Origin of the sequence: Micromonospora sp. NRRL B-16802, assembly GCF_001279555.1 — a bacterium.
GTDB classification, from domain to species: Bacteria; Actinomycetota; Actinomycetes; order Mycobacteriales; family Micromonosporaceae; genus Micromonospora; species Micromonospora profundi.
This window is the reverse complement of sequence record NZ_LGEB01000097.1, coordinates 207,181-219,110: the sequence shown is the minus strand read 5'-3', so window position 1 is coordinate 219,110 and position 11,930 is coordinate 207,181. Positions and strand designations below refer to the sequence as shown.

Genomic DNA, 11,930 nt, shown 5'->3' with positions numbered 1-11,930 from the left:
CGCCCGGTGCGGCAGCCGTCCACCAAATGCCCCGCCACGGGCCGTCCAAGCAACCTCGGCGGGTCGGGTCCGGAGGTCGACCGGGTCCGCCCCGGCCGGCCCGGTAGGATCAGCGCGGGCCGTTACTGGCGCGTGGGGATGGACAACCATCAGGGAGCGGCCCCGTCACGAGGACGTTTTTGCCGAGCGCCTGGGCCTTCCGCACGTCTGTAGGAGGTCGTATGTCGCAAAACGCCGAATCCGCCGCATTCCGGAGTGCCCTTGAGGTGATCCGGGCTGTCGAGCCCCGGGTAGCCGACGCCATCGGCGCCGAGCTGACCGACCAGCGGGAGTCCCTCAAGCTCATCGCCAGCGAGAACTACGCCTCCCCGGCGACGCTGTTGGCGATGGGCAACTGGTTCAGCGACAAGTACGCCGAGGGCACCGTCGGGCGCCGCTTCTACGCCGGCTGCCAGAACGTCGACACCGTCGAGGCGCTCGCCGCCGAGCACGCCCGGGAGCTGTTCGGCGCCGCGCACGCGTACGTGCAGCCGCACTCGGGCATCGACGCCAACCTGGTGGCCTTCTGGGCGGTGCTCGCCGACCGGGTGGAGTCCCCCGCCCTGAAGAAGGCACAGGTCCGCCAGGTCAACGACCTCACCGAGGCCGACTGGTTCGCGCTGCGCCGTGAGCTGGGCAACCAGCGGATGCTCGGCATGTCGCTGGACGCGGGCGGTCACCTCACCCACGGCTTCCGGCCGAACATCTCCGGCAAGATGTTCGACCAGCGCAGCTACGGCACCGACCCGGCCACCGGCCTGATCGACTACGACCGGGTGGCCGAGGCCGCCCGCGAGTTCAAGCCCCTGATCCTGGTCGGCGGCTACTCGGCGTACCCCCGGAAGGTGAACTTCCGGATCCTGCGGGAGATCGCCGACTCGGTCGGCGCGACCTTCATGGTCGACATGGCGCACTTCGCCGGCCTGGTGGCGGGCAAGGTCTTCACCGGCGACTTCGACCCGGTGCCGCACGCGCACATCGTCACCACCACCACCCACAAGTCGCTGCGCGGCCCGCGCGGCGGCATGGTGCTCTGCGGCCCGGAGCTGGCCGACCAGGTGGACCGGGGCTGCCCGATGGTGCTGGGCGGCCCGCTGCCGCACGTGATGGCCGCCAAGGCGGTCGCCCTCGCCGAGGCCCGTCGCCCCGACTTCGCCGACTACGCGTCGCGGATCGTGGCGAACTCGCAGGCCCTCGCCGAGGGTCTGCTGCGGCGCGGCGCGAAGCTTGTCACCGGCGGCACCGACAACCACCTGGTGCTGATCGACGTGTCCGGCTACGGGCTCACCGGCCGCCAGGCCGAGCAGGCGCTGCTGGACTCGGGCATCGTCACCAACCGCAATTCCGTTCCGCAGGACCCGAACGGCGCCTGGTACACGTCGGGCATCCGGATCGGCACCCCGGCGCTTACCACCCGGGGCCTCGGCACCGCCGAGATGGACCAGACCGCGGAGCTGATCCACACCGTGCTGGCCCAGACCACCGCTGGCGCCAACGCTGACGGCACCCCGTCGAAGGCGAAGTACACCCTCGACCCGGCGCTCGCCGACAAGGTGTCCCGCCAGGCCACCGACCTGCTGGCCCCACACCCCCTCTACCCGGGCATCAACCTGACCTGACCTGTCCTGTCCCGGTCGCGCGCAACCCATCGCGGTCGATCATGGAGTTGTGGTGGTGGACGAAAGCCGTCCACCCTCCCGTATCGGGCACCACAACTCCATGATCGACCCGTGTGGCAGGTGGGACCGGGACGGAGGGGCAGCGGGGTTAGTTCAGGGGGCGCTTCAGGTGGTAGCGGTGGACTTCTGTGCTGCCCTGGACGTTGTTGACGTCCTCGGCGGCGGCTACCAGCTCCCAGCCCTCGCGGCCGGCACGGTTGAGGTGCGCGATCGCTGTGTCGCCGAAGGCCGTGATGTCCTTGCGTGACCCATCGGGGCCGTACCAGACGAACGAGACGTGGAAATTGCGGCCCTGACCCTGATAGCGGCGGACGAGCAAGGCGTACTCCCAGGCAACCATGGATACATTATGACCGTCCACCAAGGACGACTGCACGCCAACCGTCGCTCTTTGCGGCCAGGCGACTGCGGTGTGTCAACGTGATGAACCGGGCGAACTCGCCGGCGATCAGCGGACGGGAGCCGGCGCGACAGTGGGCGTCTGGGCGTGGATGTGGAAGCGCAGCGAGCGGGCGTCGGTGAAGCATTCCCGCATCGGTCGCACCAGGTCCCGGTGCTCAGGGCTGCGTTCCCAGGTCTCGAAGTCGGCGAGGCTCGCCCACTCGCTGGTGATCAACCACTGCTCCGGGTCGGTCGACGAGCGGCACACCTGGTCGACCAGGTGCCCCGGCACCCCACCGGCCACCAGGTGCCGCACCTGCTCGTACGCGGCAAGGAACGCCTCCGTACGCGGCTCCGGCACCCGTACCAGGAAGACCACCCGGGCTCGCTGCTCGCTCATGACGTTCCTCCCGCCGTCGGCGCGGCCCCCCGCAGGACCAGCGCGCTGTTGAACCCGTCGAAGCCCCGCGCGCAGACAAGCGCCAACCGGCGGTTCGGCCGGCGGTGCTCCCGCAGGAAGTCCAGTTCGCACCCGTCGGCCACCTGATCCGGGCCGGCGGACGCGGGCAGTGTGTCGTGCGCGAAGGCGAGCAGCGCGGTGGCCACGTCCAACGCCGACCCGCCCTGGTGTGCGCGCCCGGTCAACGACTTGTGCGTTGTCACCGGAGGCGGCCGGTCGGCGAACACCGCGCGCAGCGCCTGGGCCTCGCTGCGGTCGTAGCGGGGCACGCCGAGCGCGTCGGGCACCACCACGTCGATCCCGGCCGCCGAGACGCCCGCCCGGTCCAGGGCCAGTCGCATGGCGCGGGCGTACTGGATCGGATCGCCCGCGCTGCCCGCCGTGGTGTGGGCAGCGTCGTGGGTGGAGCCCCAGCCGCTGACCTCGCCGTAGACCCGGGCGCCGCGCGCCAAAGCGTGCCCCAACTCCTCCACCACGAACACCGCGCCGCCCTCGGCCGGCAGGTAGCCGCTGGCCGTGGCGTCGAACGGCCGGTACGCCCGCTCCGGGTCGGAGACGTCGCTGAGCAGTCCCGAGCGCAGTTGGCAGGCCAGCGCGTACGGGCTCAGCGGGCACTCGGTCGCCCCGGCGATCACCACAGGCGTGCCCCGGCGTACCGCACGGGCCGCGTGCGCGAGGCTGTCCAGCCCACCGGCGGCCTCGGCGACAAGCACGCCACTCGGGCCCTTGAACTGGTGGTGGATGGAGAGCTGCCCGACGCTTGCCGCATAGAACCAGGCGATCGACTGGTACGCGCCGACGGTGCGCGACGTACCGCCCCAGAGGCGTTGCAGCTCCCGCTGGCCGAACAGGTTGCCGCCGGACGAACTGGCCAGGGTCATGGCGTAGCCGTACGGGTCGGGTGCCCGCTCGGGCAGGCCGGCATCGGCCAGGGCCAGTCGGGTGGCGGCGAACCCGAGGTGCGTCCACCTGTCGGTCTGTACCAGTTGCCGGCTGCCGGCGTACGCGTCGGCGGCGAAGCCGGGCACCTCCCCGCCGTACCGGGTCGGGTAGTCCGACGGGTCGAACAGCGTGATCGGTCCGGTGCGGCGGGTGCCGGCGAGGACCGTACGCCAGTGCGCGTCCACGCCGATGCCGCTGGGCGCGACCACGCCGATGCCGGTCACCACTGCCCGGGCTGTCACGCCACCGCTCCGGTCAGGCGGCGGAACACCATCGCCGACTGGAAGCCACCGAAGCCGCTGCCCACCGACAGGGCCACGTCCACCGGGACCTCGCGTGCCTCGTTCGGTACGTAGTCGAGGTCGCATTCGGGGTCGCGGGTGCTCCAGTTGGCGGTGGGCGGAACCACGCCGAACTCGATGGCGAGCGCACACGCGGCCATCTCGATGGACCCGATGGCACCGAGCGAGTGCCCCACCATCGACTTGATCGAACTGATCGGCACCCGGTACGCGGCCTGGCCCAGCGCCCGCTTGAACGCTGCCGTCTCGTGCCTGTCGTTCTGCCGCGTGCCGGAGCCGTGGGCGCTGATGTAAGAGACCTGCTCGGGGGCGATCCGGCCCTGCTTGAGCGCGTCGGTGACCGCCAGGCCCATCTCCAGCCCGTCCGGGCGCAGCCCGGTCATGTGGTAGCCGTTGCTGCGGCTGGCGTACCCGGCGACCTCGCAGTAGACGTGCGCTCCGCGCCGGCGGGCGTGCCCGGCCTCCTCCAGCACCAGCACCGCCGCGCCCTCGGCAAGCACGAACCCGTGCCGGTCGGCGTCGAACGGGCGGGAGGCGTGCGCCGGGTCGTCGTTGTCCGGGCTTGTCGCCTTGATGGCGTCGAACGAGGCGACGGTGACAGGTGAGATCGGCGAGTCGGCGGCGCCGGCCAGCACCACATCGGCCTCACCGTCGACGATCATCTGATGGGCGTAGCCGATGGCGTCGATGCCGGAGGTGCAGCCGGTGGAGACGACCTGTGCAGGGCCGTGCAGGCCGTGCCGGCAGGCCACGTCGGCGGCCAGGCTGCTGGGCACCAGCGCCTGATAGAGGTACGGGCCACCGCGCGCCGCGTCGACAAGCCAGCGTCGCCCGTGCTCGCTGACCCGGACGTACTCCTGCTCCAGGGCCGTCGTGCCGCCCACCGCCGTACCGAGCACCACCCCGGCCCGATCCCGCTGCGCGTCGGTCAACTCCAGGCCGGCGTCGGCGACCGCCTCGGCGGCGCAGGCCAGCGCGAACTGCACGTACCGGTCGGCCCGGCGTCGCTCGGCGTCGGTCAGCCCGGCGGCGACCGGATCGAAGTCGCACTCGGCGGCGATCTGCGAGCGGAACGCCGACGGGTCGAAGAAGCTGATCCGCCGGGTGGCCGTACGCCCCTCGGTGATGGTCTTCCAGAAGCGGTCCCGGCTCGCGCCGCCGGGTGCGACCACCCCGACGCCTGTCACCACAGTGCGCCGCCCGGTCACGATGACTCGACAAGCTCGGTGTCGACGTGCCCCAGCTCAGGGCGGGGGGCGAGCGGGCCCAGGTGGAAGACCACCTCGGCCGGTTCGACGCCCGTGTTGCGCAGCCGGTGCCGCACGTTCACCGGCACGAACAGCGCCTCACCCGCCGCCAGCGACGTCGGCTCGCCGTCCAGGTCCACGATGATCGCGCCGCGGGTCAGGTACAGGAACTCCTCGCTGTACGGGTGGTAGTGCTCGGCGATCCGCTCCCCCGGCGCGAGCGTCGCCACCCCGAGGAAGCCCGATGTGCTGCCGACGGTGCGTGGGCCGAGCAGTACCCGCAGCTCGCCACCGCGCCGACGGTCGGCCGGTACGTCCCCGGCGGCGATCGGTCGGGTGCTCAGGTCACTCATCGCCTGCTCCCGTCGGCTCGTCGCTGCCGGTGTCGCAGTGCTCGGCGCGTTGCCTGGCGATCCGCTCCACCCGGTCCTTGATCACGGTGAGTTGGACGACGCTGTTGGTGTTGATCCGCTCGGTCATCGCGGCGTTGTCGACCGGGGCGGTCGGCTTCATGGCGAAGTCCTGCGTCCAGGTCATCCGGGTGCCGCCGGCCTCCTCGGTGTAGCGCCAGTGGATCCGCATGTACTCGAACGGCCCGGTCTCCACCCGGTGCGCCCGGACCTGCCGGCTCACCGGGTCGGCGGTGCGTTCGCTCACCCAGCTCCAGGACACACCGTTCTCGTCGGGGTACATGGTGAGCCGGAACCGCACCGTGTGCCCGTCACGGTGCAGGATCTCCACCACCGCGTACTCGGTGAACAGTTCGGTCCAGTTCGCCACGTCGTTGGTGACCTCCCAGACCAGTGGGAGTGGCGCGTCGATGACGATGCCGTTCTCGGTGTGACCGGGCGGGTCGGCGCGGCGGGCCACCAGGTCGGCGACCGCCGGGATGCTCAGCTGCCCGGCCTGCTCCGGGATGCTCACCTGCCACCTGTCGGCGACGACGGCGGAGAGTTCCAGCAGGGCGAGCGAGTCCATGCCCAGTTCCTCAAGCGAGGCGGCGGGGGCGCGGGCCGCGGCGTCGGCGTCCAGTCCGCAGTGGGCCACCAGGATGTCGGTGATCTCGGCGGTCAGCGGGCGACCATGGGTGACGGTCATCGGGTCCTCCTGTGGGGAACGTCGGGCTCCGCGGCGGGCGCGGTGCGTGCTGCGGTGGTGGCCGTCGACCGCTGCGCGGGCGTCGGAGGTGGTGTGGCGAGCAGGCGGTCGACGATGCCTGTGGTGTAGCGGCCCTTGCGGAAGGAGGCGTCGTCGAGGACCCGCCGGACGAACGGGATGGTGGTGTGCACGCCCGGCCCGGCGACGTCGAACTCCTCCAGGGCGCGCTCCAGCCTGTTGAGCGCCAACTCCCGGTCGGGCGCCCAGACCACCACCTTGGCCAGCAGGGAGTCGTACCAGGGGCCGATCAGGTAACCGGCGTGGGCGTGGGTGTCCACACGGGTGAACGGGCCGCCGGGCGGGGTGAACCGGTCCAGCCGGCCGGGGGTGGGTGCGAAGTCGCGGTCGGGGTCCTCGGTGTTGACCCGGCACTCCACGGCGACGCCGTGCAGCCGGATCTCCTCCTGCCGCCAGCGCAGCGGCACCCCGGCGGCGATGTGCAACTGCTCGTGCACCAGGTCGATCCCGGTGATCATCTCGGTGACGGGGTGCTCCACCTGGATCCGGCAGTTGATCTCCAGGAAGTGGAACTGCTCCTCGGCGTCGACGAGGAACTCAAGGGTGCCGGCGCCCACGAAGCCGACCTCCAACGCTCCCCGGAGCGCGGTCCGGGCGATGGTGTCGAGGGTGGTGGCAGGCAGCGCCGGGGCGGGCGCCTCCTCGACGAGTTTCTGGTGCCGTCTCTGCACCGAGCAGTCCCGGGTGCCCAGGTGCACACCGTTGCCGTGCGCGTCGCAGAGCACCTGCACCTCGACGTGCCGGGCTGTGGTGAGGTACCGCTCGACGTACACGCGGTCGTCGCCGAAGGCGGCCTGCGCGGCGGCTCTCGTCCGCGCGTACGCCCGGGCCAGCTCGCCCGGGGCGTGCACCACCGTCATTCCCCTGCCACCGCCCCCGGCGGCGGCCTTCACGATCACCGGGTAGCCGATGGCGTCGGCAACCTCGGCCGCCGCGGCGGCGGTGGGGACTGGTGCGATGCTGCCCGGCGACAGCGGCAGGCCGGCCTGGCTCATGAGGGCCCGCGCCGACGACTTGTCGGCGAGCGCCGCCATCACCGCTGGCGGCGGGCCGATGAAGACCAGTCCGTTGTCCGCGCAGATCTCGGCGAAGTCGGCGTCCTCGGACAGGAAGCCGTAGCCGGGGTGCACGGCCTGGGCGCCCACCTGCCGGGCGGCCTCCACGATGGCGGCGGCGTTGAGGTAGCTGCGCCGGCTCGACGCCGGGCCGATCCGGACAGCCTGGTCGGCGAGGCGGACCGCCGCCGAGTCGGCGTCGGCGGCGGAGTAGACGACAGCCGTCCGGACGCCGAGTTCCCGGCAGGCCCGCAGCACCCGCAGCGCGATCTCGCCCCGGTTGGCGATCAGCACGGTCTCGAACATGGCCACCCCATCCGCGCCGTCAGGCCGGATCCAGCTCGACAAGCGGCTGGTCGTACTCCACCGGTTGGCCGTCCTGGACGAGGATCGCGGCCACGCGACCGGCGCGGTCGGCGGTCACCTCGTTCATCAGTTTCATCGCCTCGACGATGGCGACCGGCTGTCCCGGACGGACCAGGTCACCCACAGCGACGAACGGCCCGGCGCCGGGTTCCGGCGCCCGGTAGAAGGTGCCGACGACGGGCGCCCGGACCGCCGTGCGACCCGGGACCGGCGGCCGGATCAGCGACGCCGTCGGACCGGAGGCCGTAGCGGTCGCCTGCGGTGGCGCGGCAGGCGGCAGATCCGGGGGTACGCCTGGCAGCGTCGACGCCTCGCCGGGGTGCCACTCCACCTCCAGCACCGTCGACCCACTGTGCAGCCGGATGCGGCGCACCGGTCCGGCCAGCTCGGCCATCAGCTGCCGTACCTGCCGGCGCAGCCCGGCCAGCACCTCCTCGTCGGGCACCGCGGCAGCGAGCGGCGCAGCCGCGAGCGGCGTGACATCAGGCGGCGCGGCGGCGTCGGGTCCGGCGGTCACCGGGCACCCGCCCGGGTGCCAGCGCGGGCCGCACCGAAGCGCCGGAACCGTTGCCTGCGCCGACGGACCAGGGTCGCGGGCGGCACGTCCAGCAGGGGCAGCAGGTTGGCAAGCAACGCGGCGCGCAGCCGGTCGGCCGTCTCCGCCGGGTCGTCGTGCGCTGCGGATGCCGGCTCCGGCACGATCTCGTCGACCACGCCGAGGCGGCACAGCTCGGGTGCGGTCAGCCGGAGCGCGCGGGCGGCCTGCGGCGCGGCGCGCCGGTCCGGCCAGAGGATCGCCGCGCAGCCTTCCGGGCTGATCACCGAGTAGACGGCGTGCTGGAGCATCAGCACCCGGTCGGCGACCGCGAGGGCGAGCGCGCCACCGCTGCCGCCCTCACCGGTGATGACCGCGAGCACCGGGGTCGGCAGCATGGTGAGGGTCAGGATGTTCTCCGCGATCGCCGCCGCCTGCCCGTGCTCCTCGGCGCTGACCCCCGGGTCGGCGCCCGGGGTGTCGACCAGGGTGACCACCGGCAGGCCGAGCCGGGCGGCCAGGCGCATCAGCCGCAACGCCTTGCGGTGCCCGGCCGGGCTGGCCATACCGAAGTTACGGGCCACCAGCTCGGCTGTGGTGTGGCCCTTCTGGTGACCGATCACCATCACGTGTCGACCGGCCAGCTTGGCCAGGCCGCCGACGACGGCCGGACAGTCCCCGCCGAGACGGTCGCCGTGCAACTCGACGAACCCGTCGAAGACGGAGTCCAGATAGTCCAGTGTGGTCGGTCGACCCGGGTGCCTGGCGATCCGCACGGTGTCCCACGCGTCGCGTACCGCCGGCTGCGGCTCTCCGACGGCCGCCGCGCCGACAGCGTCGGCGGCCGGTGCCGGGCCGTCACCGGTGCCGCGCTCGCGGTACGGCGACGGCTCCTGCCGGGGTACGGGCGGACGGCTCGGACGGCAGTGGTCGGCGGCGGCGAGCAGCGCCGACAGTCGCCCCCGCAGCGACCGGCGCTGCACCACCATGTCCACCTGGCCGTGGCGCAGCAAGAAGTCGGCGGTCTGGAAGCCCTCGGGCAGCTCCCGGCCGGTGACCTGGCGGATCACCCGGGGACCGGCGAAGCCCATCCGCGCGCCGCTCTCGGCGAGCACCAGGTCGGTGTTTGTGGCGAACGACGCCGCCACCCCGCCGTAGGTCGGGTCGGTGAGGACGCTGACAGTGAGCAGACCCGCCTCGCGCAGCCCGGCGATGGCCTGGCTGACGGTGGCCATCTGCATCAGCGACAGGGCGCCCTCCTGCATGCGCGCCCCGCCGGACGCGGTGACGAGGACGAGCGGGATCCGGTCGTCAAGCGCCCGTTCGGCGGTCCGGGTGATCAGCTCACCCACCGCGCTGCCCAGGCTGCCGCCGAGGAAGCGGAAGTCCATCACGGCCAGGGCAGCCGGGTGTCCACCGATGGTGGCGGTGCCGCAGACCACCGCCTCGGGCAGACCGGTGCCGGCCCGCGCGGCGGTGAGTCGGTGCGGGTACGGCAGCACGTCGACGAAGTCGATCGGGTCGGTCGCGGGCAGCAGGTCGGGCAGGAGGCACAGTGACCCCGGGTCGACGAGTTGCCGGAGCCGTTCCGGGGCGCCGAGCCGGGCGTGCGCACCGCATTCCGGGCAGACGTCGAGGTTGCGCCGCAGCCGCTTGCGGTAGAGCAGGCTGGAGCAGCCGGCGCAGCGGGACCACAGCCGCTCCTCCCGGGGCGCGGTGGCGGTCACGAGCGCCGCCCGGCGTCGGTGGCGTCGAACCTGTAGAAGCACTGCGCCATCGCGTCGCGCGGCGAGCGCCAGGTCGGCAGGTACGGCGAGACGTACGGCCGGAGCCGGTCGCTGACCCGTACGAACTCGGGGTGTTCCCGGACGGCCTCCACGGCGTCCGGCGCCGGTCGCTCGGTTTCGAGCAGGTGCACGTAGAGGTCGTGCAGTCGGTACAGCGAGCGGTGCCGGACGCCGACCAGGCGCGGTAGCTCCGTCGCGTCCGACTCGGCGAAGATCTCGGCCACCTGTTCCTCGGCGGTCGGGACGACCTTCGCGACGATCAACGATCGGTCCATGTCTGGGCCTCCCCCCACGGCGTCCGGTCGGCGGGGAACTCCCGGACGCTGGACGACTGCCGACACGATGCGGCAGCCTTCGTCACCACGGCGTCACGGTGACGGGCCGGCCAACGACGCTGAGCGGTGACGCTGCGTCGATTCAACCTGTGTGTCAGCTATGCGTCCGCAGGCACCTCGGCCAGAGGGTTTCAGCAGTTCAGAACCGATCTCACGGTAGGTGGCATTGACAGAAGTGCGCTCTGTCGTTGACTCACCGTGACCATGATTGATAATCTTCACCGTGGTCAGCCCGGCGGCTCCGGCGGGCGGCGCCGCGCCCGGACGGCAGTGTTGGCGCCCCACCGACGGGGTCGACAGCGGCGTCACGGGCAACCATCCGGACACAGCAGACAGTCGGGACCCAGCGTTCCGCAGGGGGTGCCGCCGTGACCGCTGACCCGTCCAGGCCGACCGCCGGAGGTTCCCAAGCAGCCGCCGACATCTCGCTGCACCTGCTCGGCGGCTTCCGACTCCTGCGAGGCTCCGCGCCGGTCGTGGTGCCGCGCGGTCTGCAACGCGTGATGGCGCTCATCGGGCTGCGCCCCGGCGCCCCCCGCAGTCAGTTGGCCGGGCTGCTCTGGCCCGACGCGTCGGAGGAGAGGGCACTGTCGGCGCTGCGGACCGCGCTGTGGCGGCTGCGGCAGGACCCGTGCTGCCCGATGACCGTCGCCGGCGACACGGTCCGGCTGCACCCCTCGGTCCGACTGGACGTCGACGATCTGGTCGGCACGGCCGCCCGGGTCCGCGACGGCGCCGACGTACGGACCACCGCCGGGGCGCTCGCTGCCGGCCGGCACGACCTGCTGCCCGGCTGGTACGACGACTGGGTGCTCCTGGAACGCGAACGGCTGCGTCAGCTGCGCCTGCACATGTTGGAGCAGGTGGCCACGCAGCACCTCACCGCGGGCCGGCACGGCGAGGCGTTGCAGGCCGCGCTGGAGGCGATGGCCGCCGAGCCGCTGCGCGAGACACCGCACCGGCTGGTGGTCCGCATCCACCTCGCCGAGGGCAACGCCTTCGAGGCCGTGCACGCCTTCTACGTCTACCGCGACCTGCTGCGTCGGGAGCTGCGGCTGGAGCCCAGCCCGGCGATGAGCGCGCTGCTCGACGACACGCTCGGCCCGATCCGCGCGGCCACCCGCCCGACGAGCACCGGCCCGGAGGTCGGCGGGTGGCCGTCACCGGCCGTCCGGCGCACGTGACGGCGACGTGACACACAGTGCGCCACGGTTGGCGAATCGAGCACGTGGCCACTGACCCGAGGGTCGGAAACGGTCACCGGGGGAAGGGGTTCCATGAGTCGTCTGCTGATCGTCAGCCGGATCGTCCCGGGCGAGGAGGGGCGCGTCGCGCAGATCTTCGCCGAGTCCGACGCCACCGAGTTGCCAGGTCTCACCGGTGTCGTCCACCGATCCCTCTACAGCCTGCACGACCTGTACGTGCATCTCATCGAGACCTCGGACGTCGACCCGGACGCGCTCGCCGCCGCCCGCAACCATCCGCTGTTCCGGCAGGTGAACGAGCGGCTCGCCGCACACACCTCGCCGTACCTGTCGACCTGGCGCTCCCCCAAGGACGCGATAGCCGACTGTTTCTACCAATGGGACGCTGCCGACGCGACCGCCGCCCACCCGGCCGGCTGAC

The 11,930-nt window shown here is 72.4% G+C and carries 13 protein-coding genes and 1 riboswitch; of the genes, 3 read left to right on the top strand and 10 right to left on the bottom strand.

Features of this window, described 5'->3' with window-relative positions; all coding sequences use genetic code 11:
• Positions 1-111: 111 nt before the first annotated feature.
• Positions 112-203, top strand: a riboswitch (ZMP/ZTP riboswitch).
• Positions 204-221: 18 nt separating this feature from the next.
• Positions 222-1,658, top strand: a complete 1,437-nt coding sequence (locus ADK66_RS26465; protein WP_053659933.1) for a glycine hydroxymethyltransferase — start codon at positions 222-224, stop codon at positions 1,656-1,658.
• Positions 1,659-1,806: 148 nt separating this feature from the next.
• Here ADK66_RS26465 and ADK66_RS26460 read toward each other — a convergent pair whose 3' ends face one another.
• From ADK66_RS26460 to ADK66_RS26415, 10 genes are all read right to left on the bottom strand, one after another.
• Positions 1,807-2,058, bottom strand: coding sequence for a hypothetical protein (locus ADK66_RS26460; protein WP_053659931.1), 252 nt, complete (start codon positions 2,056-2,058; stop codon positions 1,807-1,809).
• A 108-nt stretch (positions 2,059-2,166) separates the two neighbouring features.
• Positions 2,167-2,499, bottom strand: a complete 333-nt coding sequence (locus ADK66_RS26455) for an antibiotic biosynthesis monooxygenase (protein WP_053659929.1) — start codon at positions 2,497-2,499, stop codon at positions 2,167-2,169.
• On the bottom strand, positions 2,496-3,743 hold the full coding sequence (locus ADK66_RS26450) for a beta-ketoacyl synthase N-terminal-like domain-containing protein (RefSeq protein WP_053659927.1): 1,248 nt from the start codon (positions 3,741-3,743) through the stop codon (positions 2,496-2,498). The genes ADK66_RS26455 and ADK66_RS26450 overlap by 4 nt, the downstream gene beginning before the upstream one ends.
• Entirely contained in the window at positions 3,740-5,011 is a 1,272-nt protein-coding gene (locus ADK66_RS26445; protein WP_053659925.1) for a beta-ketoacyl synthase, read from the bottom strand. The genes ADK66_RS26450 and ADK66_RS26445 overlap by 4 nt, the downstream gene beginning before the upstream one ends.
• On the bottom strand, positions 5,008-5,403 hold the full coding sequence (locus tag ADK66_RS26440; protein ID WP_053659923.1) for a cupin domain-containing protein: 396 nt from the start codon (positions 5,401-5,403) through the stop codon (positions 5,008-5,010). The genes ADK66_RS26445 and ADK66_RS26440 overlap by 4 nt, the downstream gene beginning before the upstream one ends.
• Entirely contained in the window at positions 5,396-6,148 is a 753-nt protein-coding gene (locus tag ADK66_RS26435) for an SRPBCC family protein (protein ID WP_053659921.1), read from the bottom strand. Before ADK66_RS26435 ends, ADK66_RS26440 begins: the two co-directional genes overlap by 8 nt.
• Complete coding sequence (locus tag ADK66_RS26430) at positions 6,145-7,587, bottom strand: acetyl/propionyl/methylcrotonyl-CoA carboxylase subunit alpha (RefSeq protein WP_053659920.1); 1,443 nt, start codon at positions 7,585-7,587, stop codon at positions 6,145-6,147. The genes ADK66_RS26435 and ADK66_RS26430 overlap by 4 nt, the downstream gene beginning before the upstream one ends.
• A gap of 19 nt (positions 7,588-7,606) precedes the next feature.
• Entirely contained in the window at positions 7,607-8,164 is a 558-nt protein-coding gene (locus tag ADK66_RS26425; protein ID WP_231640203.1) for a biotin/lipoyl-containing protein, read from the bottom strand.
• Positions 8,161-9,909: an acetyl-CoA carboxylase carboxyl transferase subunit gene (locus ADK66_RS26420; protein ID WP_053659918.1), complete on the bottom strand. Its 1,749-nt coding sequence runs from the start codon at positions 9,907-9,909 to the stop codon at positions 8,161-8,163. The genes ADK66_RS26425 and ADK66_RS26420 overlap by 4 nt, the downstream gene beginning before the upstream one ends.
• On the bottom strand, positions 9,906-10,244 hold the full coding sequence (locus tag ADK66_RS26415) for a TcmI family type II polyketide cyclase (protein WP_053659916.1): 339 nt from the start codon (positions 10,242-10,244) through the stop codon (positions 9,906-9,908). The genes ADK66_RS26420 and ADK66_RS26415 overlap by 4 nt, the downstream gene beginning before the upstream one ends.
• Positions 10,245-10,672: 428 nt before the next feature.
• On the opposite strand from ADK66_RS26415, the gene ADK66_RS26410 reads away from it, so the two are divergent.
• Positions 10,673-11,488, top strand: coding sequence for a BTAD domain-containing putative transcriptional regulator (locus tag ADK66_RS26410; RefSeq protein WP_053659914.1), 816 nt, complete (start codon positions 10,673-10,675; stop codon positions 11,486-11,488).
• A gap of 93 nt (positions 11,489-11,581) precedes the next feature.
• Positions 11,582-11,929, top strand: coding sequence for a TcmI family type II polyketide cyclase (locus ADK66_RS26405; protein WP_053659911.1), 348 nt, complete (start codon positions 11,582-11,584; stop codon positions 11,927-11,929).
• Position 11,930: the final 1 nt, after the last annotated feature.